Annotated in this window: 26 protein-coding genes, 2 tRNA genes and 1 pseudogene; 20 read left to right on the plus strand and 9 right to left on the minus strand. The window is 69.2% G+C overall.

The features are described from left to right. Positions 1-49: 49 nt before the first annotated feature. The 3 genes from ATK36_RS20980 to ATK36_RS20990 form a co-directional block, all read right to left on the minus strand. Positions 50-190, minus strand: a complete 141-nt coding sequence (locus ATK36_RS20980) for a hypothetical protein (protein WP_211291917.1) — start codon at positions 188-190, stop codon at positions 50-52. A gap of 302 nt (positions 191-492) precedes the next feature. Beyond that, positions 493-565 (minus strand) — tRNA-Arg (locus ATK36_RS20985). Positions 566-633: 68 nt separating this feature from the next. Next, positions 634-1788, minus strand: a complete 1155-nt coding sequence (locus ATK36_RS20990; RefSeq protein WP_098513082.1) for an acyl-CoA dehydrogenase family protein — start codon at positions 1786-1788, stop codon at positions 634-636. Positions 1789-2054: 266 nt separating this feature from the next. On the opposite strand from ATK36_RS20990, the gene ATK36_RS20995 reads away from it, so the two are divergent. The 10 genes from ATK36_RS20995 to ATK36_RS32375 all read left to right on the plus strand — a co-directional run bounded on the left by ATK36_RS20995 (position 2055) and on the right by ATK36_RS32375 (position 11409). Further along, the gene (locus ATK36_RS20995; RefSeq protein WP_098513083.1) at positions 2055-2708 is read left to right on the plus strand and encodes a response regulator; all 654 of its coding nucleotides are present in this window, start codon (positions 2055-2057) and stop codon (positions 2706-2708) included. A 112-nt stretch (positions 2709-2820) separates the two neighbouring features. Continuing rightward, on the plus strand, positions 2821-3225 hold the full coding sequence (locus ATK36_RS21000) for a cold-shock protein (RefSeq protein ID WP_098513084.1): 405 nt from the start codon (positions 2821-2823) through the stop codon (positions 3223-3225). A gap of 93 nt (positions 3226-3318) precedes the next feature. After that, positions 3319-3939, plus strand: a complete 621-nt coding sequence (locus ATK36_RS21005) for a trimeric intracellular cation channel family protein (RefSeq protein ID WP_098513085.1) — start codon at positions 3319-3321, stop codon at positions 3937-3939. Positions 3940-3991: 52 nt separating this feature from the next. Then, positions 3992-4684: a response regulator transcription factor gene (locus ATK36_RS21010; RefSeq protein WP_098513086.1), complete on the plus strand. Its 693-nt coding sequence runs from the start codon at positions 3992-3994 to the stop codon at positions 4682-4684. A gap of 14 nt (positions 4685-4698) precedes the next feature. Beyond that, on the plus strand, positions 4699-6102 hold the full coding sequence (locus ATK36_RS21015; protein ID WP_098515056.1) for a HAMP domain-containing sensor histidine kinase: 1404 nt from the start codon (positions 4699-4701) through the stop codon (positions 6100-6102). Positions 6103-6210: 108 nt separating this feature from the next. After that, positions 6211-7011, plus strand: coding sequence for a DeoR/GlpR family DNA-binding transcription regulator (locus ATK36_RS21020; RefSeq protein WP_098515057.1), 801 nt, complete (start codon positions 6211-6213; stop codon positions 7009-7011). After that, positions 7008-8090 carry a galactose-1-phosphate uridylyltransferase gene (galT, locus tag ATK36_RS21025; RefSeq protein WP_098513087.1) on the plus strand — a complete coding sequence of 361 codons (1083 nt, stop codon included), beginning with the start codon at positions 7008-7010 and terminating at the stop codon, positions 8088-8090. Before ATK36_RS21020 ends, galT begins: the two co-directional genes overlap by 4 nt. Positions 8091-8652: 562 nt before the next feature. Then, positions 8653-9963 carry a S1C family serine protease gene (locus ATK36_RS21030; protein ID WP_342752042.1) on the plus strand — a complete coding sequence of 437 codons (1311 nt, stop codon included), beginning with the start codon at positions 8653-8655 and terminating at the stop codon, positions 9961-9963. Positions 9964-10673: 710 nt separating this feature from the next. Next, on the plus strand, positions 10674-11174 hold the full coding sequence (locus ATK36_RS21035; protein ID WP_098513089.1) for a MogA/MoaB family molybdenum cofactor biosynthesis protein: 501 nt from the start codon (positions 10674-10676) through the stop codon (positions 11172-11174). A 64-nt stretch (positions 11175-11238) separates the two neighbouring features. Next, positions 11239-11409 carry a hypothetical protein gene (locus ATK36_RS32375; RefSeq protein WP_170069827.1) on the plus strand — a complete coding sequence of 57 codons (171 nt, stop codon included), beginning with the start codon at positions 11239-11241 and terminating at the stop codon, positions 11407-11409. Positions 11410-11412: 3 nt separating this feature from the next. Here ATK36_RS32375 and mscL read toward each other — a convergent pair whose 3' ends face one another. Continuing rightward, entirely contained in the window at positions 11413-11829 is a 417-nt protein-coding gene (gene mscL / locus ATK36_RS21040; protein WP_098513090.1) for a large-conductance mechanosensitive channel protein MscL, read from the minus strand. Positions 11830-11901: 72 nt separating this feature from the next. Then, entirely contained in the window at positions 11902-12561 is a 660-nt protein-coding gene (locus tag ATK36_RS21045; protein WP_245914949.1) for an SAF domain-containing protein, read from the minus strand. 149 nt (positions 12562-12710) lie between these two features. Between ATK36_RS21045 and ATK36_RS34740 the strand changes: the two genes are divergently transcribed. Then, a complete protein-coding gene (locus ATK36_RS34740; protein WP_386998534.1) occupies positions 12711-12893 on the plus strand; it encodes a hypothetical protein in 183 nt (60 codons plus the stop codon). 14 nt (positions 12894-12907) lie between these two features. Here the strand turns inward: ATK36_RS34740 and ATK36_RS34745 are convergent. Both ATK36_RS34745 and ATK36_RS21055 read right to left on the minus strand, forming a co-directional pair. Further along, positions 12908-13063, minus strand: a pseudogene (locus tag ATK36_RS34745) (FmdB family zinc ribbon protein); the annotation flags it as partial. A gap of 79 nt (positions 13064-13142) precedes the next feature. Then, positions 13143-13727: a 5-formyltetrahydrofolate cyclo-ligase gene (locus ATK36_RS21055; protein ID WP_098513092.1), complete on the minus strand. Its 585-nt coding sequence runs from the start codon at positions 13725-13727 to the stop codon at positions 13143-13145. Positions 13728-13751: 24 nt separating this feature from the next. Here ATK36_RS21055 and ATK36_RS21060 point away from each other — a divergent pair, with 24 nt between their 5' ends. The 5 genes from ATK36_RS21060 to ATK36_RS21080 all read left to right on the plus strand — a co-directional run bounded on the left by ATK36_RS21060 (position 13752) and on the right by ATK36_RS21080 (position 17851). Further along, positions 13752-14657 (plus strand): UTP--glucose-1-phosphate uridylyltransferase, encoded by a 906-nt coding sequence (locus ATK36_RS21060; protein WP_098513093.1) that lies wholly within the window; start codon positions 13752-13754, stop codon positions 14655-14657. Beyond that, positions 14654-16009, plus strand: coding sequence for a molybdotransferase-like divisome protein Glp (gene glp, locus ATK36_RS21065; protein WP_245914951.1), 1356 nt, complete (start codon positions 14654-14656; stop codon positions 16007-16009). The genes ATK36_RS21060 and glp overlap by 4 nt, the downstream gene beginning before the upstream one ends. Positions 16010-16021: 12 nt before the next feature. Next, a complete protein-coding gene (locus ATK36_RS21070) occupies positions 16022-16681 on the plus strand; it encodes a GNAT family N-acetyltransferase (RefSeq protein WP_098513094.1) in 660 nt (219 codons plus the stop codon). Between the two features lie 161 nt (positions 16682-16842). Then, positions 16843-17706 carry a divisome protein SepX/GlpR gene (gene sepX / locus ATK36_RS21075; protein WP_098513095.1) on the plus strand — a complete coding sequence of 288 codons (864 nt, stop codon included), beginning with the start codon at positions 16843-16845 and terminating at the stop codon, positions 17704-17706. 72 nt (positions 17707-17778) lie between these two features. After that, positions 17779-17851 (plus strand) — tRNA-Ala (locus ATK36_RS21080). 322 nt (positions 17852-18173) lie between these two features. On the opposite strand, the gene ATK36_RS21085 is transcribed toward ATK36_RS21080, so the two are convergent. Beyond that, a complete protein-coding gene (locus ATK36_RS21085) occupies positions 18174-19538 on the minus strand; it encodes a hypothetical protein (RefSeq protein WP_098513096.1) in 1365 nt (454 codons plus the stop codon). Between the two features lie 257 nt (positions 19539-19795). Between ATK36_RS21085 and ATK36_RS21090 the strand changes: the two genes are divergently transcribed. From ATK36_RS21090 to ATK36_RS21105, 4 genes are all read left to right on the plus strand, one after another. Next, complete coding sequence (locus ATK36_RS21090; protein ID WP_098513097.1) at positions 19796-20596, plus strand: 2OG-Fe dioxygenase family protein; 801 nt, start codon at positions 19796-19798, stop codon at positions 20594-20596. A 28-nt stretch (positions 20597-20624) separates the two neighbouring features. Next, positions 20625-21623 (plus strand): diiron oxygenase, encoded by a 999-nt coding sequence (locus tag ATK36_RS21095; protein WP_098513098.1) that lies wholly within the window; start codon positions 20625-20627, stop codon positions 21621-21623. A 383-nt stretch (positions 21624-22006) separates the two neighbouring features. Beyond that, the gene (locus tag ATK36_RS21100; RefSeq protein WP_170069828.1) at positions 22007-22705 is read left to right on the plus strand and encodes an LmbU family transcriptional regulator; all 699 of its coding nucleotides are present in this window, start codon (positions 22007-22009) and stop codon (positions 22703-22705) included. Positions 22706-22759: 54 nt separating this feature from the next. Next, positions 22760-23053, plus strand: a complete 294-nt coding sequence (locus ATK36_RS21105) for a hypothetical protein (protein WP_098513099.1) — start codon at positions 22760-22762, stop codon at positions 23051-23053. Positions 23054-23114: 61 nt separating this feature from the next. Here ATK36_RS21105 and ATK36_RS21110 read toward each other — a convergent pair whose 3' ends face one another. Further along, positions 23115-23939 (minus strand): type 1 glutamine amidotransferase, encoded by an 825-nt coding sequence (locus ATK36_RS21110; RefSeq protein WP_098513100.1) that lies wholly within the window; start codon positions 23937-23939, stop codon positions 23115-23117. Positions 23940-23964: the final 25 nt, after the last annotated feature.

Genomic DNA, 23964 nt, shown 5'->3' on the forward strand with positions numbered 1-23964 from the left:
GATGAGCCGACCCAGGCGTGGATCGGGTGGATTCCCGTCGACTGATTGATCACGGGCGAGCCTGGGCGTGCAGCAACTCCTGCAGCTCAGTGACGACCGCGGTGGCGGTGCACGGCAGCGGGTCGCGGTAGCCCGTGCCGTCTCGGTCGTACACCGCGGCGGTGGTGAACGGCGAAACCTCTTGCTGCACACCGAAACGGGCCAGGCCGCTGACCTACTGGAACTCTCCGATCGGCGGCGCGAGCCGCGCCGGGGAAGTCCGGCTGATCGGAAGTTCATCGCGACGCTCGCTCACGCCGCTGACCACGCACCGGGAGGCGGGTATTCGAGTTGGTGTCCCGCGGGTCTTGGCCGAAGGCCGCGCCCGCACCGGGATCAAGCTCACAAGAACCGCGGCAGTGACTGTACGTAAGGTTCACACACCGGCTCGACCCCTCTTACCGCAGAAACCAAACGTTTCCGCAGGCCAGAGCACATGTCGATCGTAGTCTGTGCCCCCGGCAAGATTCGAACTTGCGACACCCGCTTTAGGAGAGCGGTGCTCTATCCCCTGAGCTACGAGGGCATGTACTGCCGAGGTGAAGCCTACTGGCTCCTCGCCCGGTGGCAAGCAGCAGGTCGTGGGTCGTCGGATCAGCTCGGCCGGCGTTGCGCTGCGCGGACCAGGCCGCCGCCGATGATCAGGCGTTGGATCTCGCTGGTTCCTTCGTACAGACGCAGCAGGCGGACGTCGCGGTAGATGCGTTCGACGGGCATTTCGCGCAGGTATCCGCTGCCGCCGTGGATCTGGACTGCCAGGTCGGCGGTGCGGCCGGCCATTTCGGTGCAGAAAAGCTTCGTGGCGGACGGGGCGATGCGGCGGTCTTCGCCGGTGACGTAGCGCCGGGCGGTGTCCCGGACCAGTGCCCGGCCGGCCAGTACGCCGGTCTGCTGGTCCGCGAGCATGGCCTGGACCAGCTGGAACTCGCCGATCGTGGTGCCGCCCTGGGTGGCGTTCGCGGCGTGTGTGACGGATTCGTCCAGTGCGCGCTGGGCGGTGCCGACGGCCAGGCCGGCGATGTGCACCCTGCCGCGGGTCAGCGAGGTCATGGCGGCTCGGTAGCCGTCGCCCTGCACGAGGGCTTCCGGGCCGACCTGGACCTGGTCGAAGGTGACGTCGGCGGTGCGCGAGCCCTCCTGGCCCATCTTCGCGTCCTTGACGCCGACGCCCACTCCGGGAGTGTCGGCAGGCACGAGGAATACGGCGATGCCGATGTCCGGGATGCGGGCGAAGGTCACGAACAGGTCGGCCTCGGTGGCGTTGGTGATGAACCGCTTGTTCCCGTTGATGACCCAGCCGTCAGCGGCGGGTTCGGCGGTGGTGCGCAGCCCGGCCGGATCGGAGCCGGCGCCCGGTTCGGTGAGTGCGAACGAGGCCACTACCTCTCCGGACGCCAGTTTCGGCAGCCAGGCGGCCTGCTGCTCCGCGGTGCCGAAGCCGACCAGCACCTGCCCGGCAATGCCGTTGTTGGTGCCGAACATCGAGCGCAATGCCAGTGAGGTGTAGCCGAGGGTCATGGCGACCTCGACATCCTGTACCAGATCGAGGCCGAGGCCGCCCCACTCCTGGGGGATCGCGTAACCGAACAGGCCCATGTCCTTGGCCTGCGCCCTGAGATCGGCGGGGATGTCGTCGGTCGCCATGATCTCGCGTTCCCGTGGCACGACCCGGGCGCGGACGAAGTCGTCGATCTGGGAGAGGACGTCGGCGAAGACGTCGTCCGGAACGTCCGGGTTTCCGGTGTACACAGTCCGACCACCTGTTCTCGCGGGAATTTCGGCCAGGGTACGGCGGCGAGCGGCCGCCTCGGAGCCGGTGCGGCGGGCCGATGACCACGATCCGATATCACTCTTGTGGGTTACCCTAGAAGTGTCTGACCAGCAGTTCATCTGCTTCCAGTGGACCAGTAACATCACCTGTTCGTGTCTGGTTTCCAAACCGTGGGCAACAGTAGGTAATCTTCCGTAACGGGTGCGGGGAGCCGGCTCCGACCCAGGGCTGCCGGAGGGCTTCGTTGATCAAGCTCATGTTCGCCGACGACGAGGAACTGGTTCGGTCGGGACTGCGCGCCATGATGTCGGGCGCCGCCGATATCGAGATCGTCGGCGAGGCGAGCGACGGCAGGACCGCGGTCGAGGTCGCGCGGCGTTATCACCCCGACGTCGTCCTGCTCGACATCAAGATGCGGGCCCCGGACGACGGTATCCGCGCGCTGCGGGCCATCCTCGCGCTGCCGGATCCGCCCAGCGTCGCGATGCTGACCACGTTCGACATCGACGAGTACGTCAGCCTCGCGCTGCGGCTCGGCGCGAATGGCTTCCTCCTCAAGGACATCGACCCGTCCGCGCTCCTGCGGGCCATCCGGGATCTCGCCGGCGGTGGCGCGGTGCTCGACCCGGGCGTGGCCGCGCGCATGGTGCAGACCCACCGGGACGAGCAGCGTGCCGCGCAGCCGGCGCGCAAGCTGCTGGCCTCGCTGTCCGAACGGGAACGCGAGGTGGTCGCGTTGATCGGTCAGGGGCTGTCCAACGCCGAGATCGGCGCCAGACTGCACCTGTCCGAGGCGACGGTGAAGGGGTACGTGTCGGCGGTGCTCTCGAAGATCGGCGCTGCCAACCGGGTGCAGGCTGCCCTGCTGGCCTATCGGGGTGGCCTGCTCGACCAGTAGGTAACCGGGCCAGCACCGAAGGGGCGGCGACGGGCTGCTACTCTCCGCCTCGCGCGGCGCTTGTCTGGGTCGCGCCGAACAGTGTGGTGCGAATGCTTGTGGGGTTGTGGTCATGGTGGCAACGGGCAAAGTAAGCCGATTCGACGATGTGCGCGGTTATGGGTTCATCTCCCTGGACAGTGGTGGCGAGGACGCGTTCCTCCACGTGAACGATCTGACTTTCGACAAGCGGCTGGTGGTACCGGGCGCCCGGGTGGAGTTCCTGCTCGAGGAAGGCGACCGCGGGCTGAAGGCGTCCCAGGTCCGGCTGGCCGAGCAGCCGGCGGCGCCGGTCGGCTCGTTCGCGGGATCGCACGAGCAGGACGAGCTTTGCGACCTGCTCTCGACCTCGCAGCTGACCGCGGAGCTGACCGAGCGGCTGCTCTTCGCGGTGCCGACGCTCACCGGCGAGCAAATCGTGGCGGTCCGGAAGGCCGTCGTCGGGGTCGCGCAGGTGCACCGTTGGATCGACGACTGAGCTTCTGCGGGCCCGGCGTGTCGAGCCGGAGCATCGGGTGTCGGAGGCCGGCCGGGCTACCCCGGTGACCGGCTCGGCCGGTAGGACCGGTCCATGGTCCTGACTGTGCTCGAATTCCTCGGGCTGGTCGCCTTCGCGGCGTCCGGCGCGCTCGCCGCCGTGCGGGCACGGCTGGACGTGTTCGGCGTGATCGTCCTCGGGCTCACCACCGCCCTCGGCGGCGGCATCCTACGCGACGTGCTGCTGGGCATCCATCCGCCGACGTCCTTGCGTAACTGGCCTTATCTGGCGGTCTGCGCGGCCACCGCGCTGATCGTGTTCGCCTTCCACCCGCAGGTCGCCCGGCTCCGGCGCGCGGTGCTGGTCGCGGACGCCCTCGGGCTCGGCGTGTTCGCCACGGCCGGGACCACGCTGGCGCTGAACGCGGGCGCGACCGTGTATGCGGCCTGTCTCATCGGCATGACCAGCGGAATCGGCGGTGGCGCGGTCCGCGATCTGCTGCTGCGCGAGATCCCGCTGGTGCTGCGTAAGGAAATCTACGCGGTGGCCGCGCTTACCGGGTCGGTGTGCGTCGGCGTCGGGCACGCGCTGCGGCTTCCCGCCGGTCCGGTCACGGTGGTGGCCGCGGCGGTGGTGGTGACTATCCGGATGCTCTCGCTCTGGCGGCATTGGAACGCGCCGGTCGCGCGGCCGGCCGACGAAGGTCCTTCGTGAGTTCTGCGTGTGTTCTTAGGCGGGTCTCAGCACTCTGCGTAAGACTGGCCGCATGCGCATCCTTGTAGTGGACGACGATCGTGCCGTCCGTGAGTCACTCAGACGGTCTCTGGAGTTCAACGGCTACACCGTGGAGCTGGCCAGCGATGGTGCGCAGGCGCTGGAGACGATTCTCGCCAACCGGCCCGACGCGTTGGTGCTCGACGTGATGATGCCGCGGCTGGACGGGCTCGAGGTGGCCCGGAGGCTGCGCAGCACTGGGGACGACCTGCCCATCCTCGTGCTGACCGCGCGGGACACCGTCTCCGACCGGGTCTCCGGTCTCGACGCCGGAGCCGACGACTATCTGCCCAAGCCGTTCGCGCTGGAGGAACTGCTCGCCCGGCTGCGCGCGTTGCTGCGCCGTGCGGTGCCGGACAACCAGCATGGCGACGTGAGCGAAGTGCTGTCCTTCGCCGATCTCACCCTGGAACCGGGCACTCGCGAGGTCCGCCGCGGCGGCCGCGAGATCAGCCTCACCCGAACCGAATTCGCGCTGCTCGAGCTGTTTCTTTCGTACCCCAAGCACGTGCTGACCCGCGGAAGGATCCTGGAGGAAGTATGGGGTTACGACTTCCCGACGTCGGGCAACGCGCTGGAGGTCTACGTCGGTTATTTGCGCCGCAAAACAGAGGCCGACGGGGAGCCGAGGCTGATCCACACGGTACGGGGAGTGGGGTACGTGCTGCGCGAAACTCCACCGTGACCGACGAGCCCACGGTGTCGACCGTCGATGTCAGCGATCCTCGTGGACAGCGGTGGGGCACTCGCCGATTCTCGTTGCGCGGCCGGGTCACGCTGCTCGCCGCGGCCTGTGTCGCCGGTGCGGTGGCGCTCGTCTCGCTGTGCGCTTACCTGATCGTGCAGAGCAATCTCTACCAGCAGCTCGACGACAACCTGCTGGCCCGCGCCAACGCGGCGGTGAACTCCCCGCAGGTGCAGACGCAGCTCCAGCAGGTGCCGGGGGCCTTCCTCGCCAGCGCCGACCTGAAGATCGGCCAGCTCAACGGCTGGACCGAGGCACTCGCCTATCCGCAGGCAGGCTCGCCGCCACCGGTGAGCCAGTCCGAATTGGACGTTGCCACCGGGCGCTCGGCGCAGTCGCTGCGGACCGACCAGAAGACCGACACCCGCGTGATCGCGCTTCCGATGGGACACGGCGAGGCGATGGTGCTGGCGCTGTCGATGGCACCCACCCAGCGCACGCTCAACGAGCTGGCCGTGGTGCTGTTCCTCGTCGGCGGTGCCGGGATCGTGGTCGCCGCCGGCGCGGGCACCGCGGTGGCCAGGGCCGGGCTGCGGCCGGTGGACCGGCTCACCTCGGCCGCCGAACGGGTCGCCGCGACCGGCGATCTGCGGCCGATCCCGGTGAGCGGGGACGACGAGCTCGCCCGGCTCACGCACAGCTTCAACACGATGCTCGGCACGGTCGCGGATTCGCAGGAACGCCAGCGCCGGCTCGTCGCCGACGCGGGACACGAGCTGCGGACTCCGCTGACCTCGTTGCGGACCAACCTGGAGCTGCTGCTCTCGGCCGACCGGCCGGGCGCGCCCTCGCTGCCCGCGGAGGACCGCGCGGAGATCGAGACCGACATCCGCGGCCAGCTCGACGAGCTGACCCAGCTCATCGGCGACCTGGTGGAGCTGGCCCGCCAGGACGAACCGCGCGAGCAGAACGAACGCGTCGAGCTGGTCGAGGTGGTGGAACGGGCGCTGGACCGGGCTCGCCGCCGGGCCGGCGAGATCGAGTTCGACGTGACGTTACAGCCGTGGGTGCTCACCGGGGACAACAGCGCGCTGGAGCGCGCGGTCCTGAACCTGCTCGACAACGCGGTCAAGTTCTCCCCGCCAGGCTCGCGCGTGCGCGTGGTGCTGCGGCCGCTTGGCGACGGCACTGCGGTGGTAGAGGTCGCCGACGCCGGGCCGGGAATCGCCGAAGAAGACCTGCCCAAGGTGTTCGACCGCTTCTACCGTTCTGCGGAAGCCCGCACGCTGCCGGGCTCCGGGCTGGGGCTGGCCATCGTGCAGAACGCCGCGGAACGGCACGGCGGCGCGGTGTACGCGAACCGCGCGCCTGAAGGCGGCGCGTTGCTGACCATCCGGCTGCCCGGCGAGCCTGGCTGATCACCGGCTCGTCCAGCCGGGGGACACTGAACTGCACGTCCCACGCCAGGCATGTTTGATCGTGTAGGATTTTGTGTGGTTCAGAAGTTCGTGCGTGGGGAGTGGGCGGTGCTCGCGCGGCAGAGACAGGCAGTGATTCTCGAGGAGGCCCGGCGGTCCGGCGCGGTCCGGGTCAGCGACCTCGTGGCGCGGCTCGGCGTGTCCGATATGACGGTGCGCCGGGACCTTGACGTGCTCGCGGGCCGCGGCCTGGTGGAGAAGGTCTACGGCGGTGCCACGTCGGTCGTCGGCAAGAGCACCGACGAGCCGGGGTTCGAGGCCAAGTCGGTGCGCCAGCTCGCGCAAAAGGAGGCCATCGCCGGGCTGGCCGCCTCACTGGTGAAGCCGGGTACCGCGATCGGCCTGTCCGCGGGCACCACCACCTGGACGCTCGCCCACGCCCTAGCCGGCGTCCCCGGCCTGACGGTCGTGACCAACTCGATCCAGGTCGCCGACGTGCTGCGGGCCTCCACCCAGCCGGACCGCACGGTGGTGCTCACCGGCGGGGTGCGCACCCCGTCCGACGCGCTGGTAGGCCCGGTCGCCGTGCACAGCCTCCGGTCACTGCACCTGGATCTGGTCTTCCTCGGCGTGCACGGAATGGCCGAGGGGCCGGGGTTCACCACCCCGAATCTCACCGAAAGCGAAACCGACCGGGCGCTGGTGGAGGCGGGCCGACGGCTCGTCGTGCTGGCCGACCACACGAAGTGGGGCACGGTCGGGATTTCCACCATCGCGGACCTCGACGAGGCGCACGCGGTGGTGACCGACGACGGCCTTTCCGTTCCGGCGCGGGAAATCCTCGCCGACCGGGTGGGAGAACTCCTGATCGCCGAGACGGCGGAGAATCTCGAGGCGGAAGAAGCGTGAAGCGCACTGTGCGGCACCTGGCCGATGGCCGGGAAATCATCTACTTCGACCACGCCGGCGCGCCGGAACGGTGTGCCGGGGACACCCGGGACCTGGCTCCGGTCGCGGCCGCCTCGGAGATCCGCCGTGATCCGCTGACCGGCGAGTGGGTGGCGATGGCCGCACACCGGCAGACCCGCACCTACAAACCGCCCGCCGATCTGTGCCCCCTGTGCCCGACCCGTCCGGGCAAGCCGAGCGAGATCCCGGAGGCGGGCTACGACGTGGTCGTCTTCGAGAACCGGTTCCCGTCGTTCTCCCAGCACGTGATCGGTGCACTGTCCACTGTGGATGATCTCGGCCTGGTGCCGGTCGCGCCGGGCCGCGCGCGGTGCGAGGTGATGTGTTTCACCAGTGACCACGATGGCGCGTTTTCCCGGCTGAGCCCGGAACAGGTGCGGCTGGTCGTGGACGCCTGGGCGGACCGCACCGCCGGGCTCGCGCAGGCCCCCGGGGTGGAGCAGGTCTTCCCCTTCGAGAACCGTGGTGAGGAGATCGGGGTCACGCTTTCCCACCCGCACGGCCAGATCTACGGTTACCCGTTCGTGACACCGAAGACGGAGCGGATGCTCGAGGTCGCCCGTGCCTACGCCGCCGAGCACGGTCGTCCGGTGCTGGGCGATGTCCTGGCCGCCGAACGGAAATCCGGCGCCAGGGTGATTGCCGAGGGGGAGCACTGGACCGCGTTCGTGCCACCTGCCGCGCGCTGGCCGGTGCACGTTCAGGTGGTGCCGCACCGGCAGGTACCGGACCTTCCGTCGCTGACCGACGCCGAGCGCGATGACTTCGCCGAGGTGTATCTCGACGTGCTGCGCCGGTGTGACGCGTTTTACGACCGCCCGTTGCCCTACATCGCCGGCTGGCATCAGGCGCCGGTGCACCGCGATCGCGACCTGTCCTGGCTGCACCTGGAATTGTTCTCGGTGCTGCGTTCGAAGGACAAGCTGAAGTACCTGGCGGGCTCCGAATCCGGAATGTCGGTGTGGATCAACGATGCCACCCCGGAACAGATCGCGGAGCGCCTTCGCGCAGCGGAGTGAGCGGTGCGCGCGGCATACTCATCTGCGAAACACAGGTTCGACTCAGGAACTTCTCAGGCCTAGCCGCTTAGGTGAGAACATGACCGAGAACGACCCCGACGCGCCCGATTCCGCGACGGGTCGCCAGGATCCGGGGGCCCAGCCGGGCGCCCCGGGCCAGGCGGCCTGGAACCAGCAGCAACCTGCTTCCGGCGAACCGGTCAGCCAGCCACCTGCCGGACAGCCCGGCCCGGCATACCGAACCACCGGTGGCGCGCCCAGCCCGTGGTCGGCGCAGGGCGCCGCAGCCGCGCACGGCAGCGCGGCTTCCGGCGGCCAAGGCAGCACGCCGGACGCCACCGCCGGGAGCCCGGCGGCAGGTTCGGCTTACGGTGGAACGGCTTCTGGTGACTCGGTTTCGGGGTCCTCAGCGGAAACTTCGTCGACCGGTTCCACATCAGGCGCAGCATCGAGTGGCTCGGCGTCCAACGCGTCGCCGGGCGGTGCGGCGTATGGAGCCTCGGCTGGTGAGGGCACAGCGCCGAGTAACCCCGCGCACGGCACGTCGGCCGGTGCGAGTGCGGTGCAGGGCGGCTCCGAGTACGGCACGCCAGCCGGTGGGACCGCGGCCTCCTCGCCGTATGGCGTTCCTGTCGGCTCGGCGCAGGGCGCGGCACCGGGCTCGGCGTATCCGGGCGGCCCGGGGCAGGGCTACGGCCAGCACCAGTCGTATCCGCCGGGTGGGCCGCAGACCAATCCGTATGGCACGCCGGACACTTCGGCGTATGGCGTCCCGTCTCAGCCGGCGAAGAAGCCCGGCCCGGGCAAGCTCTTGGCCGGTGTCGCAGCGATCGCACTCGTCATCGGCGGGGTGGCCGGTGGCACCGTCGGGTACCTGACCGGCGGATCGTCCGGGCCGTCGGTGAACGCGCTCGACCAGCCGAAGCCCGCGCAGCAAACCGGGAACGCCCCCACCGGGTCGATCGAGTCGGTCGCGCAGAAGCTCTCGCCGAGCGTGGTCGAGCTGAAGGTTTCCGGTCGTACCTCGTCCGGCGAGGGCTCCGGGTTCGTCCTGAGCAGCGACGGATACATCCTGACCAACAACCACGTGGTCCAGGCCGGCGCGAACGGCGGGCAGATCCAGGCGGCGTTCCCGGACGGCAGGAAGGCCACCGCGTCGGTGGTCGGCCGCGATCCGACGACCGACATCGCGGTGGTCAAGGTCTCCGGGGTCGCCAACCTCACTCCGGTGCAGCTGGGCCGTTCCGACGATCTGCGGGTCGGCCAGCCGGTGGTCGCCATCGGTTCGCCGTTCGCGCTGGCCGGCACGGTCACCTCGGGCATCGTCAGCTCCTTGCACCGTCCGGTGAAGGCGGGTGGCGAGCAGCAGAGCGACCAGAACACCGTGATGGACGCGATTCAGACCGACGCGGCGATCAACCCAGGCAATTCGGGCGGCCCGCTGGCGAACGCGAGCGGCCAGGTCATCGGCATCAACTCGGCCATCTACAGCCCCAACTCCGGCCAGAGCAGCGGCGGGCAGGGCGGCAACGTCGGCATCGGCTTCGCCATCCCGATCGACCAGGCACGCCGCACCGCCGACGACATCATCAAGACCGGGCACGCGAACCAGACCTTCATCGGGGCCAAGGTGGCCGACGCGCCGCAGGGCGGCGCCCAGCTCGGTGACATCACGCCGGGCAGCCCCGCGGACAAAGCCGGCCTCAAGTCCGGTGATGTGGTGACCAAGATCGACGACCGCGTCATCGACAGCGCGGACACGCTCGTCGCCGCGATCCGCACCCGCGCTCCGGACGAGAAGGCCACCTTCACCCTGGCCGGCGGACGCACCGTCGAGGTCACCCTGGGCGGCCAGCCGGTGCCGGTGAACTAACCGAAACGCTCGGCCGCCGTGTCGCGGCCGAGACCAACCACGGCTCGACCCCCTGGACAGGGCCGGACCCATGAAGGCCACGCGCGACCGGGCGGAATCCGCCGGTCGCGCGTGGCTCTTCCGGCGATCCAGGCGGCGCGAGACCTGCGCTGAGACACAAACATGCGGAAAGGCTCTCCGTGCCGCCTCCGACTCGGCACGGAGAGCCTCTCCGTGGCGGTGAACTGCCCCGCCGCTCGAGGTCTCAAACACCGGATCCGCGGAAAAATTCCCGATCCGGCCGAAACGCTCTGGCCGACCATTCGGGCTTCGCCCGGGGTTTTGGCGGCATGTCTCGGTACAGGCATGTCTCGGTACATCAGCCGCAAGGCCGTGCCGATGTCGTTCCCGCCATGCCGGAGCGGCATGGCCTGTCAATGGTGCCGCCCGCGCACCACACCGGCTCGTCTCACTCAGGTGCCTGCTGGCTATTCCTGGGCCAGTTTCGTTGCGAGGTAAGGGCCAATGGCCAGCTCAGCGTGGACCGGCATCGCCCGCATCCCGACTCGAATCGTCCGGCGTCCACATCGGACTGCCGGGGTGCCGTGCTGTCGGCAGGCCACGTGGCCGAGGGCATCAGACGTCGCCGAGCGACGGCCCGGCCGCCGCCCTCCGCCGAATGGCCGGGCCCGCAGGGGCGGAGCAGGCCCGAAACCGGATACGGTGTCTATATGGAACGGAGCGCACAGCGGCTGGGCCGGGCACTCGTGGTGATTGTGGACGACCGGGTCGCGCATGGCGAGCACGAGGACACGACCGGACCGCTCGTCACCGAGCTGCTCGAAGAAGCCGGGTTCATCGTCGATGGCGTAGTAGTGGTCGAGGCCGAGACCGCGGGCATCCGCAACGCGCTCAACACCGCGGTGATCGGTGGTGCCGACCTGGTGATCACCGTCGGCGGTACCGGGGTGTCCCCGCGCGACCGCACCCCTGATGCCACGGCCGGCGTGCTCGACCGGCCGATCCCGGGTATCGGCGAGGCGCTGCGCGCGTCCGGGCTCGCTGCTGGGGCGGTGGACGCCGGCATCTCACGTGGCCTCGCCGGTGTCTCCGGCAGCACCCTGGTGGTCAACCTGGCCGGCTCGCGTGCCGCGGTGCGCGATGGCATGGCCACGCTGTCCTCGCTGGTGCCGCACGTGATCGACGAGCTTTCCGGGCTCGAAGAGGTCTGACCGGCGGCAGGCCGGGTGCGCAGTCACTCTGTAGTTGTCAAACAGCTGGTGAGACCATGGAGACATGCCGCACGAGGAACGACGCCCGCAGGTGAGCGAGGTGCAACGCCGCAGGCGGCTGGACGAGGTCTTCGGGGACGTCCTTCCAGAGACCACCTCCGACGAGCGCGGCCGGGACCGGGACACCCCGGACTCCTGGTATCTCGAGAACCGGCCGCCGCACCATGATTGGTGACCTTCAGCCGCCGGAGCGGGTGGAGCCGTTGGCCTGCGCGTGCAGCAGGTCACGGATCTCGGTGAGCAGCTCGACGTCCGTCGGCTCCGCCGGCCCGGCCTCCTGGCCGCGCTTGCGCCGCTCCTGCAGGTGCTTCACCGGCAACACGATCGCGAAGTAGACCACCGCCGCGACGATCACGAAGTTGATCGCCGCGTTGATCACGCCACCGAAGTCCATGAAGGTGGAGCCGTTGGCGTCGAGGATCCGGAAGCCGAGGCCTTGCGCCGCTTCCGAACCACCGATGGCGTTGATCAGCGGCTTGATCAGGCCGTTGGTGAACGCTGTGACGATCGTGGTGAACGCGGCGCCGATGACGACCGCGACCGCGAGGTCGACGACGTTGCCGCGCATCAGGAAGTCCTTGAAGCCTTTCAGCACTGCCACTCCAGGGGTATTCGGGACGGGTCCGGACCGACTTCGGCAGCCATCGCCCGTCGGAACAGGGAAGGGTTAGCGGAGAGTAACTGCTACCGGCTGCTCCAACGAAGAGGCTGCAACCTGCGTGGCGATCCGTTCCGGCAACGCGAGCAGCACCAGCGGACCCTGTTCCGGCGGCCCGAGGGCGCGGCTCCCGGCTTCGCCGGACCGGTGCACGGTGACCACAGTGGCCCCGCTGGCCAGCACAGACGTCGGGTTTCCGGCGCTGCCGCGGGTGACTACGTCGACATGTTGCCCAGGCCGGAGCAGCTCCGCGACGCCTGCGTCGGCCAGTCGGACGGCCACGGTGACCGCGCCCGGTTCACCCGTGGTGGGGAGGCCGGTGCCGAGCAACCGGGCGTCTGTAATCGGTTCTCCGGCCCGCGCCGCACCGGACAGCAGCCGGCCGACGGCGGCTTCCGGAGCTGTCAGCGCGCCAGTGGGGCGGACGTCGTCAGGCATCGCCAGGAGTCGAACGTCGGCGGAGCGCAGGACCGCGCCGGCCGGAAGATCTCGCGCGGACACCACCGTGGTGGTTGCCGGCGCGCCGCGGGCAACCGGCGGCAGAACCATCAGGACCAGACCGGCCAGCAGTAACGCCAGGGCCCCGAATCGGCGGATCAGCCGGCCCCGTGGGCCGCGCAACCAGCGCAGGCCGGGCAACGCGGGAAAGTGGCTGAGCAAGGTGTCCACGGTCGTCCCCTCATCGGTTCACGTGCGGCGGGGTGCCGCACGAATCCGACGTTAGGCACGGTCCCGGGCCGGTGGAAAGGGCCGGATCACGCGCCTGTGGACAACTGCCCACTTGTGGACAACTCGGGGCTCAGGAGGCCACGGAGGAGGTGCTGCTCGTGCTCGAGGAGGAAGATGAAGTCGAGGCCGGAGAGGACGAACCGGGCGAATCCGAAGACGAGGAGGAAGAGCTGGATGCAGGCGAATCAGACTTGCTGGTCTCGCTCTTCGTGGAGTTCGAAGAGTTCGAGGTGGTGGTGGACTTGCCCGAATCACGCGAGTCCGTGCGATAGAAGCCGCTGCCCTTGAAAACCACACCGACCGAACTGAAGACCTTGCGCAGCACGCCGGAGCACTGCGGGCAGACCGTCAGGCTGGCGTCGGAGAAGGACTGCACAGCCTCGAAGCGGTGGTCGCATTCCTTGCAGGCGTACTGGTACGTGGGCACAGACAGCTCCTTCATGCACTGGCACTCGACCTACCAGAGTGCTAACCCAATTGTGCTGGATGGCATTCCCCAGCGCAATTACCCCTTGCTCACATCACGGGGCGGGCAGCCGGACCAGGCCGTCCGGGGTCAGCGCCGCGGCCATCGGCACGTCGTGGGGTTCCCCGGGCAGGTGGTCCACCAGCTCCTCGGTCCGCACGACCGCCAGGAGATCCGCGGTGGCGGTGCCCAGGGAGCGATCGTAGTGGCCCGCGCCGCGGCCGAGCCGCACTCCCCGCCGATCGACCGCGAGCGCCGGTACGAGGATCACCTCCGCAGTGGCGATGACGTCCGATCCCAGCCGCGGTCCGGCCGGTTCGAGGATGCCGCGCAGCGGACCGGGCGCGAGGTCGTCCGGCCCGGCGTAGACGGCCCAATCGAGCGGTTCGGGCATGGGGCGGATGACCGGCAGCAGCACCCGTGCACCGGTCCCGGAGAGCGCTTCGACCAGGGACAGCAGACCGGGTTCGGTGCCGAAGGGCAGGTACGCGCACACCGTTTCGGCGCGGATCGCCGCGGCCGTGGCGGCCAGCGCGGCGGCTTCCCGGGCGTGCTGCTCGGCGGGCACTGCGGCGCGGGCACGGAGAACCCGGGCTCGCCACTCCGCCTTGCTCAGGTGCTCATTGCCCCGCTCGTGCATGGGACCAGGTTAGGCTTTGCGCCCATGACGGGCGCCGAATCCACTCAGACGTTCAGAACCGCCATCGTGCCGGCCGCCGGCCTCGGCACGCGCTTCCTGCCGGCCACGAAGGCGGTGCCGAAAGAGCTGCTGCCGGTGGTCGACACACCCGGGATCGAGATCGTCGCCACCGAGGCGGCGAGCGCCGGGGCGAAACGGCTGGTGATCGTGACCTCGCCCGGAAAGGAAGCGGTCGTCCGCTACTTCGAGGCGCAGCCCGAGCTGGAGCGGACCCTCGAGGACAAGGGCAAGACCGAACTGCTGAAGAAGGTGCGGCGCGGGCCAGGGCTGCTGGACGTCGAGATCGCCATCCAGGAGCAGGCGCTCGGGCTCGGGCACGCGGTGGCGCAGGCCGAGCCGAACCTGACCGACGAGGACGCCGCGGTCGCGGTGCTGCTACCGGACGATCTGGTCCTGCCGGCCGGCGTGCTCGAGCGGATGGCGGCTGTGCGGGCCAGGTATGGCGGCAGCGTGCTCTGTGCGTTCGACATCCCGAAAGCGGAGATCTCGCCGTACGGCGTCTTCGACGTCTCCGAGACCGACGATCCGGACGTCAAACAGGTGCACGGCATGGTCGAGAAGCCGAAGCCGGAGGACGCTCCGTCGACCTTCGCCGCGGCCGGCCGCTACCTGCTCGACCGGGCGATCTTCGACGCGCTCCGGCGGATCGAACCTGGTGCCGGCGGTGAACTGCAGCTGACCGACGCCGTCGCACTGCTGATCCGGGAAGGTCATCCGGTGCACGTGGTGGTGCATCACGGGGGCAGGCACGACCTCGGGAATCCTGGCGGCTTCCTGCGTGCAGCCGTCGATTTCGCGCTCGAGGACCCGACCTACGGACCGGCGCTGCGCACCTGGCTGACCGACCGGATCGGGAACGAACGCTCATGACGGAAACGCCCGAGACCACCGCGGCTGACGTCACTCCGCCCGAAGCTGCCTCGCCGAACGTGACCCCGCCGAACGTGACTCCGTTGACGGTGGCGCCGACCGACGAGGCCGACGAATCGAACGCGGAGTTCCGTTCTGTCGATGCGCAGATCGCGCTGACCCTGGAGGCGGCGGTACGACCTCAGCCGGTTCGGGTGGCTATCTCCGAAGCGCAAGGTCTGCTGTGTGCGGAGGAAGTCGTTGCCGAGCACGCGCTGCCCGGGTTCGATCAGGCCGCTGTGGACGGGTATGCGGTAAGAAGCGTCGATGTGCGCGCCGCCGGTGATGAGCCTGTGCAGTTGCCGGTGGTCGGCGAGATCCCGGCCGGCTCGCGGCAGCCGCGGCGGTTGCAGCCGGGGCAGGCGGTGCGCGTGGACACCGGTGCGCCGCTGCCGACGCTCGCCGACGCGGTGATCCCCACCGCCTACACCGACGGGCACCAAGCCAAGGTGACCGTGCACCGCTCGGTGCCGTCGGCGGGCTACGTGCGCCGTGCCGGCGAGGATGTCCAGATCGGCGACGTCGCCGTGCGTAAGGGGGACACGATCGGGTCCGCCCAGGTGGGCCTGCTCGCCGCCGTCGGCCGGGCGAAGGTGCTGGTCTATCCGCGCCCGAGGGTGTCGATCGTGTCCGTCGGCGACGAGTTGGTGGACGTCGATCGCACCCCGTCCGTCGGCCAGGTCTACGACGTCAACTCCTACGCGCTGGCCGCTGCCGCGCGGGACGCCGGCGCCGAGGTGAGCCGGGTCGGCATCGTGCCGGGGGACCCGAAGCGGCTGCGCGAGGTCGTCGAGGGCAGGCTGCTGATGTCCGAGATCGTGGTGGTCGCGGGCGGGGCGGGCGGTACGTCTGGGGACGAGGTGCACGCGGCGCTGTCCGACCTCGGGCACATCGATCTGACCCGGGTCGCCATGCACCCCGGTTCTGTGCAGGGATTCGGCCGTCTCGGCCCGGATTCGGTGCCGACCTTCCTGATCCCGGGCAACCCGATGAGCGCGCTCGTGGTGTTCGAGGTGCTCGTGCGGCCGCTGATCAGGGCCGCTCGCGGGACGCGCAACCCGCACCGTCGCGTCGTCGGCGCGCGCCTGCTGTCGCCGGTCACCTCGACCAAGGGACGGCGGGGCTACCTGCGCGGGCAACTGCTGCGCGACGAGGCCAACGGCGAGTACCTGGTGCAGCCGCTCGGCACGTCCGGGGCGCACCTGCTCGCCTCGCTCGCCGAGGCGAACTGCCTGATCACCGTGGACGAGGACCTCACCGAAGTCGCCGCGGGCGAACAAGTGAAGGTCACTTTCCTCGCGCAGCGCGCGTAACAGGCTCGGTTCGTGGCCGTACTCGCCTACGCGGTGGAAAGCCGCCATCCCGGCTGGCCCGCACGGCTCGGCCCGTTGCGCGTTCCCGCCGGGGTCGTCGTGGTGCGGCCGGTGCGACTGCGTGACGCGGCGGACTGGAGCCGCGTTCGGCTGCGCGATCGGGGACACCTGGAGCAGTGGGAGCCGACCGGTATCGGACAGTGGTCGGACCGCAATGCGTTCTGGTCGTGGCCTTCGCAATGGGCCGCGCTGCGCGGGCTGGCCAGACGCGGGCAGTGCCTTCCGTTCACGATCACGGTCGACGGAAAATTCGCCGGGCAGATCACCGTGGGTAACGTCATTCGTGCGGCATTACGCTCGGCCTGGATCGGGTACTGGGTTTCTTCGGAGATCGTGCGCGGCGGGGTGGCGACCGCCGCGGTGGCACTCGTGACGGATCACGCCTTCGATTCGGCCGGGCTGCACCGGCTGGAGGCGACCGTGCGCCCGGAGAACAACGCCAGCCTGCGGGTACTGACCAAGTCCGGCTACCGGCAGGAAGGCTTGTTCGAGCGCTATCTGGATGTGGCTGGCGACTGGCGGGACCACCTGTGCTTCGCCGTGACGAAAGAGGAGACGGGGGATGGCCTGGTCTCGCGGCTGCTCACCACAGGGCGTGCCGAACGGGCCTGATGGTGACTCCGAGTTGACCTCCGAACACGCGTTACCACATCATGTGAGATTCACCTAATGCGGTGATGCATTTTCGTGATCGAACCCGGCGAGTCTGCGGCCCCTGTGTGACTGTTGTGGCTAGCGTGACTACAGCAGAGGATCGGGGGAGGTGACGGGAGATGCCCAGTTCGCTGATCATCGTTGCACTGGCCGCGGCGTGGCTCGTGGTTCTCGTGCCCATGGTGGCCCGCAAGCGCCAGCAGGTCGCAAGGACGCCTTCCTCGGCACTGGCCGCACGGGTAGTGCGCAGCGGGAGCGCTCGCAGCGAAGGACAGGAGGAGCACGCCGTGTCCGACAGTGTGCAGCCGTCGGTCGAAGACGATCTCGCGGAACTCGAGTCGGAACTCGATGCCGACCTTGACGAGCGGCCGGCACCCGAGGCGGAACCGTTGCCGCAGCCCGCGCGCGCGGAACGGGCCGAGTCCACGCGCGAACCGCGCAGCTACCGGCCCGGCCGCGGCGGCTTCGATCCGGAAGCAGCCGAGATTGCCGCCCGCGCGAAGTACGCCTTCCGTCAGCGGGTGGTCGTGATCCTGCTGATCCTGGCCGTCCTCACGGCCGTGATCGCCGGATTCGTGTTCTCTCTGGCCTGGTGGGCACACGGCGCGGTCGACCTCGCCCTGATCGGCTACCTGATCTACCTGCGCCGCCAGGTCCGCATCGAGGGCGAGATCCGCGAACGCCGGATGGCCCGCTACGCGACCACCGGCCCGGCGCGGCGCCCCGACTCGGCCAAGCCGTCCGCTGCCCGCTCGACCGCCAGGCCGGTCGCCAAACCCGCCGCCGAGGACCGGGACGAGGCCGAAGACGACGTGGAGGTCGTCGCCCCGCCCCCGAGCGAGATCGTCGAACGCAAGCCCTCGCCGATGTCCCGCGTCCGCCGCCAGGCCGTGGTGGTCGACCCGGACGACGAGGACCCGGCGTTCGAGGAGCTCGACGAACCTGGCATGGGCGGCCCGTACCGCCGAGCCGTCGGAGAGTGACCCCCGTGTTCGGTGCTTCCATGGGCCACTGATACGCTCTACGAGCACTGAACACGGGGCCTCGTGCTCCTAGGGGCTGTAGCGCAGTTGGTAGCGCGTCTCGTTCGCATCGAGAAGGTCAGGGGTTCGATTCCCCTCAGCTCCACAGACGTATTTTGGACATGCAATGTCGGATTGAGTCGATTTCGTTATGCAAACCGGCTCGATCGGTGCCCGATTTGGGATGTTGCCCCGCCGGTGTGTCATCCAGACGCCAAGGTCAGCGCCAGTCCTCTGGTGCCAGCCTTGGCGGCCTCCGTGTGCGCGGGGAGCAGCGCCTCGTCGACCACGCCACACCACTCGGCTCAAGATCACCCGAGATCATCGGTGGCCCGGGGCTAGGTAAGCGCAGTCAAGTCCCCGCTTTGGTCAGGTGGTCCCGGCGCGGTCCGCCGGGGGACGCCAGCTCACGTCCGCCGGAGTGCGATTCAGCGGGTCACGGCCACCGTGTCGGAGGCCGCGTGGCCGCAGACGCTGATGATCCCGGCGGCGCCGTCGGCGAAGAACCGCGCGTAGACCCCGCCCGGCCTGCGGCCGAAGAGGAACGGGCTGAGCACCGGCGCCACTTTGGCCACCTCGGGTCCGGCCATCGCGTCACCGAGCACGGGCAGGTGGCAGTGCTGGGCGGGCACGAACCGCTGCACCACGCTGTCGCCCGCCGCCGCGGCCTTCTCCACCGCCTCGCGCCACGTGGTGGGATCGGTCTCCACGCCGATGAGGACCTGGAGCCCGTTGCTGCCGATGCCGCGTTTGAGCACGAGGCGCTCCTGCTCAGCGAGGACGTGCGGCAGCAGCTCTACCGACCGGCCGTCAGCTATGGTCCTGCGGTCACCGAGCACACGCGTCCACGGCAGGTACCGCCCGACCACGGCGTGCTCGGCCGCGGTCATCCACGGCCTACCCTCCGATACCAGGCCCATCGCCTTCTTGTTGCCGAGGAAGCCGGAGGTCTGTGTCGCCAGCAGCAGGCAGCTATTGTCCAGCGCTCGGCGCACCGGGTCGAGGCGCTGGCCGAGGCGGGCCAGCTCGGCGGTGTTGAAGTGGCGCAGCCCGAGCGGGTAGCGATCGGCGGGGGCGGCGTCCCACAGCCGGTCGGCGTCCTCGACCTCCACGTACTCGGCCGCGAACCCGCGCCCCGCGAGATAGTCGGTCTCCACGTCGAAGTACCGGGTCTCGGTGGTCGGGGTGACCGACTCGGCTAACGTCCCGACCCACGCCACCCGGCGCGGCAGGTCGAGGTCGGCGCACACCTCCTCGAACAGGTCCGCCCGCGCGGCGAATGGGTCGTGGTAGCGGTAGGGCAGGCGGCCGGCGCCATCGCCGTAGAGCACGCGGTACGCGAGGTAGCGGCACCAGCTCTCCACGACCCCCGCGAACCCGCCGCTAATATTGAACTCCAGGAACTTCGGCCCGTCGGGACCGACCACCACGTCGGGTCGCACCATGCACGAGGCATAACGCTCCTCGATCAACTGCCACGCTGGGTCGAGGAACAGCGGGTAGTCCTGCTCGTCGGCGCCGTACGCGGCGAGCCTGCCCGCGTTGTCCGCGCCGATCTCCAGCGCGGTCCGGTGCAGCAGGCCGACCAGCACGTCGGTGGCGTGGAACAACTCGGCGTAGGACGAGCTCGGCAGCAGGAACGGAGCCGCGGGCAGGAACTCCTGGTGCGGATAGCCGATGCCGCGAATCGAGTGCCGCACCACCGCGCGGATCTCGTCGGGATTGGCGTCCGGCGCGGGCAAGTGCTCGCCAAACCAGCGCTGCGCTCCTGGGAAACTCTGGGACAGGGACATGGCTGACCTCCCGGACTGCGGGCGGCGGACGCGGGCCCCGCTCCCGGGCTGATCCTCGGATATCGTGACGATCCCAGTCAAGTCCCGGGGAAACGCGCGGATTCGCCCGGTTGTCCCGCCGGCGGGACAACCGTCAATTCCCACTCCGGGAATCATCACCGCAGCTCGACACCGGTGCCCGCGCTGTGCCAGCATCGGAGCCGAGTAAAGGCGGAATTCCGCCGAATTCCTTTGTCCGCCCTGCGTCTGGAGCGCGTATGAGCGCACCGAATGGCGAAATCACCGCGCCGCTGCCGGTCATTGCCCGCCTACGCGGGCAGGGTTTCGTCCGCTACCGGCCGCCCTTCGCCACCACCTGTCCCGAGCGCGACTACGTCCAGTTGCGCGCAGCGTTCGACGACATGCCCGCCGATCCGTACGCCTTGGGCAGCAACCGGTTCCGTCGGTACTCGCGGCTGGTGTACCTGCCGTGGCGCGACGAGCTGAGCTGGATCCCCGACGTGCCCGACCCGGTGTTCGGCGCAGTCGCCGAGTACTGGCAGGACGGCCACAACCCCGACTTCGTCGGCAGGCGCCGCTGGTTCCCCGCCCTGTGCACGGCGTTGCGCGAGAACGCACTGCTGCTGCGGCTGGTGCGCGCAAACATCGAGCAAGTCCTGTGGCACGAGGAGATGGAGCGGTCCCCGATCTACGTCGGCGTCCACCTGATCAAGCTGTCAGTGGCGGACCCGACCGCGCTGGCCGTGTCGTCACCGAACTGCCTGCACCAGGACGGCGGTGCCACCATGTTCACCTTCGCCCACCTCGTCGCCGCGGAGAACTTCGTCGGCGGCGAGAACGTGATCGCGACTCCTGGGTGCGTCGGTCGCACCCCGGAGGAGGTGCCGCCGGGTCAGGTGCTCGCGCGCTTCCGGCTCACCGAGCCGCTGGACAGCTACGCCGTGCATGACTCGCACGTGAGCCACTACGTGAGCCCTGTGCGGATGGGTGGCGGTGCAGCGGTCGGCAGCCGGTCCGTGGTGATCATGGGTATCGCCCCCATGGGTCCCCAGCTCTGAGCCGTCCGAACCTACCTGGGAGTGCGCTATGCCTGCGGAATTGACGATCTTCGACCCCTGGCACAACAGGGCCGGGGTGCGCAAAGACCCGAGACTGGTCGTCGACAAGGACGAGATCGCCACCAAGAAGTTCTTCCCCGACCACGTGGTGCCGCACCTGTGCCACCCGCTGGTGGTGGCGAGGCCACCGGAGGAACGCCGCTACCTCGCCGCCCAACACCTCTACCAGTGGCTGCGGTTCACCGAGCGGTTCGAGGTCGAGGTGGTGCTGCGCACGGTGCAGGGAATCGCCGACGGAGTCAGCGGAGTCGAGCTTACGAAGAAGATGCGCCGCGACGCCATGAAGATCTGCGTCGACGAGCAGTTCCACGCGCTCTACAGCATTGACGTCGCCGACCAGATCGAGGAACTGTCCGGCATCCCGGCGGTGCCGTTCGACTTCGGCCCGCACCTGCGCCACATCGACGGCGTCGCCGAAGCCAACCCCACGTACGCCAAGCTGGTCAAGCTGTTGCAGGTCATCGTGTTCGAGACGCTGATCACCTCGCTGCTCCAGGACGTCCCGCGCGACGACGACCTGATCGGAGTCGTCCGCGAGACCGTGCGCGACCACGCCGCCGACGAGGTGTACCACCACGCCTATTTCGCGCACGTTTTCAAGGAGTTGTGGGCCCAGCTCGACCAGCCGGACAAGCGCGCGGTCGGGACCTTCCTGCCGGACGTGATCGTGCGCTCCCTCAAGCCCGCCACACTGTCGGCGCGGCTCGCGCTCGCCGAGGTGGGCTTCACCCCAGACCAGGTGCGCGCGATCGTCGCGGAGTCCTACGCCCCCGACCCTGTGATGGCGGGCATCCGCTTCGCCGCGCGGCGCACCATCGGGATGTTCCGCAAGTGCGGGGTGTTCGAAGTGGCAGGCTCCCGGGAGGCGTTCGTCGCGGCCGGGTTCACCGACCCCGGGGTGGGCAGGGTGGCCGCGCTCGACACCGTTGACGACATCCGGGCGGCGATCCAGGGTAATGCGGGCTAATTCTGGGAAGGGGGCTTCTTAGGGGTGGCGCGTTGGGCCTGGCAACACGCCATTGGTTGGGTGTCATCTCTATTTGCGAGTGGCGGTGAGCGAAGGCTCACGGTGCCGTTTGCCGGAACGTGGGAGGACTGGCCAGGCCAGCGACCGTGTGATGACCACCCGAATGGGCGACACCGGTCCGTCCCGCTGGTCCCTAAGATCTAATCTAGAGAACGGCCCTCTAAATTTTGGGGTGTGCGCATGTCGCGTATTTCACCCTCATTTAGGCCACTGGGCTAGGCGCATAATAATCGAAACGTCCGAGCGGGCACCACTTGCTCGGGCGTCGTGCTGTGCGCTGATCGATACAAACGGGGAGACGAGAATCGGGGGGTGAAGCGCGAATGAACGCCGATCTGGAGCGGGTGCCCCTTGCCCGCTCGCTGCGCACGGCAGCTGGTGCTGGTGGTATCCCGGTGCAACCTGGCGGCAACGGCGGGAGCTGGTCGACCGTGCTGGTGTCCGACTTGGAGGCCTTCGACGGCCTGCGGGTCCGTGCCAACGGCCTGGTACTGCCCGGCGGCATGGACTTCGAGGTTTGGCGCCGGGTGGGCAGGCACGTCCTGCAGGCCGCGGAGTCCGTGTCGTGGTGGGTGGGCGACTGGTTAGTCTATGGACAGCACACCTACGGCGACCGCTACCAGAAAGCGATAGCGCAGACGTCGCTGGACTACCAGACGCTGCGCAACTACGCCTGGGTGGCGAACAAGTTCCCGCTGTCCCGCCGGCGGGACAAGCTCAGCCTCGGCCACCACAGCGAAGTGGCCGCTCTCATTGAGGTGGAGCAGGACACGTGGCTTGCCAGGGCCGAGCGACTCGGCTGGTCCCGCAACGAACTGCGCCGCAGGCTGCGAGCTGCGCGGCTGGCGGGCAGGAGGGAATCTCGGCCGAGTCCTCCCGCGCTCCAGTCGGTGAGGCTGGAGGTGAGCCGCCAGCAGCACCACCGGTGGCAGGCTGCTGCTGCGCAGCGCGACCGCGCCGTCGACGACTGGATCGTCGAGACCCTTGACCAGGCCGCATCCGGAACCGCCATCGACGACTGACGCCTGAAACCTGGTTCCCGCGAAACCCTGTCTCCGCGAAACCCGAGGTACATCGTGACCCAGCAGCTCAACACCAGCCCCGCCATCGAGGCTCCGTGGGTGGCGGCGATGGTCCGCTACGTCAGCCGGTGTGGTCCCACTCGCGCGGCGGGCCTCACGTGTCAGATCGTCGACCTGACCCGTGCCATCGAATCCACTCCCGACGCGCGTGCCCGCGCCGCCTGCCGCCTGCGCCGGGCCGACTGCTGGGAAGCCCTCGCCGCGGCGACCGACAAGAGCGACCCTTGCGGCGAGCTGACCGCCCTGGCCTGCCGCTGCGCCGCCGCCCTGGACCGCGACGGCACATGAATTCCACGCCTGAACAAAATTCGCCCGGCTGCCATTCCGGCAGCCGGGCGGATCTATTCGTTCAGTCGGCTTTCGCCAACTGTCGGCGCCTGCAGGGGCAGGGCAACTTCGGCTGCCGCGCCACCAGCCCGATCCACCCCGCGAACACCCGCGTGGCCAGCCGCAGCATCCGCACCTCCGCTTGCCGCAGCTCCGCCCGCAACTCGTCGGGCCCACCCACCCCCATCGCCGCGACCACCTCGGCGTGGCAACTTGGCACTGACAGCCACTCCTCCAACAGCGCCGACGAGACTTCCAGGTGGAACTGCACTCCATAAGCCACCCGCCCCACCCGCACCGCCTGGTGGTGCACGTCGTCGCCGGTGGCGAGCAGCACAGCCCCGGTGGGCAGGTCGAAGGTCTCCCCGTGCCACTGAAACACCGGCACCTGCCGCGGAATCCCTCCGAACAGCGGGTCGTCGAACGACGCCGGTGCCATCCGTACGGCGCCCATCCCGAACTCGGGCCGCGGCCCCCGGTATATGCGCGCGCCCAGGGCGGCTGCCAACAACTGCGCGCCGAGGCAGGCACCGTAGAATGGCACGCCTGCCCGCACCGCCGAGGTCACCAGCACTTTCTCTGCGACCATCCAGGGCAGCTCGTCGTTGGCGCTCATTGGGCCGCCCATCGCAACGATTCCGTCGAACCGGGTCCAGTCGGGTAGTGCTGAGCCCTGCTCTGGCCGATGGGTCACCACCTGCCACCCAGCCCTGTGTAGTTGTTCGCCATAAACGCCGGCCACTTCCCAGTCGGCGTGCTGGAGAACAAGAATTCTCCGGTTGAGCTGAATGGGTGCGGAGTCAATGTTGTTGTCGCCGCAACCGCGGCACGGCTTGCGAGGTGTCATAGCGGGAAAAGTAGCAGTCGTGTTG

It is taken from the genome of Amycolatopsis sulphurea (assembly GCF_002564045.1).
GTDB lineage: Bacteria > Actinomycetota > Actinomycetes > Mycobacteriales > Pseudonocardiaceae > Amycolatopsis > Amycolatopsis sulphurea.

What these genes read in the sequence shown, in the direction of transcription:
- ATK36_RS21085 (WP_098513096.1), bottom strand. Translation starts at nt 19,538, where the DNA reads ATGTCCCTGTCCCAGAGTTTCCCAGGAGCGCAGCGCTGGTTTGGCGAG.
- ATK36_RS21090 (WP_098513097.1), top strand. Translation starts at nt 19,796, where the DNA reads ATGAGCGCACCGAATGGCGAAATCACCGCGCCGCTGCCGGTCATTGCC.
- ATK36_RS21100 (WP_170069828.1), top strand. Translation starts at nt 22,007, where the DNA reads ATGAACGCCGATCTGGAGCGGGTGCCCCTTGCCCGCTCGCTGCGCACG.
- ATK36_RS21110 (WP_098513100.1), bottom strand. Translation starts at nt 23,939, where the DNA reads ATGACACCTCGCAAGCCGTGCCGCGGTTGCGGCGACAACAACATTGAC.
- ATK36_RS21010 (WP_098513086.1), top strand. Translation starts at nt 3,992, where the DNA reads ATGCGCATCCTTGTAGTGGACGACGATCGTGCCGTCCGTGAGTCACTC.
- glp (WP_245914951.1), top strand. Translation starts at nt 14,654, where the DNA reads ATGACGGAAACGCCCGAGACCACCGCGGCTGACGTCACTCCGCCCGAA.
- ATK36_RS21055 (WP_098513092.1), bottom strand. Translation starts at nt 13,727, where the DNA reads ATGCACGAGCGGGGCAATGAGCACCTGAGCAAGGCGGAGTGGCGAGCC.
- sepX (WP_098513095.1), top strand. Translation starts at nt 16,843, where the DNA reads ATGCCCAGTTCGCTGATCATCGTTGCACTGGCCGCGGCGTGGCTCGTG.
- ATK36_RS21060 (WP_098513093.1), top strand. Translation starts at nt 13,752, where the DNA reads ATGACGGGCGCCGAATCCACTCAGACGTTCAGAACCGCCATCGTGCCG.
- ATK36_RS21035 (WP_098513089.1), top strand. Translation starts at nt 10,674, where the DNA reads ATGGAACGGAGCGCACAGCGGCTGGGCCGGGCACTCGTGGTGATTGTG.
- ATK36_RS21005 (WP_098513085.1), top strand. Translation starts at nt 3,319, where the DNA reads ATGGTCCTGACTGTGCTCGAATTCCTCGGGCTGGTCGCCTTCGCGGCG.
- ATK36_RS21095 (WP_098513098.1), top strand. Translation starts at nt 20,625, where the DNA reads ATGCCTGCGGAATTGACGATCTTCGACCCCTGGCACAACAGGGCCGGG.
- ATK36_RS21000 (WP_098513084.1), top strand. Translation starts at nt 2,821, where the DNA reads ATGGTGGCAACGGGCAAAGTAAGCCGATTCGACGATGTGCGCGGTTAT.
- ATK36_RS32375 (WP_170069827.1), top strand. Translation starts at nt 11,239, where the DNA reads ATGCCGCACGAGGAACGACGCCCGCAGGTGAGCGAGGTGCAACGCCGC.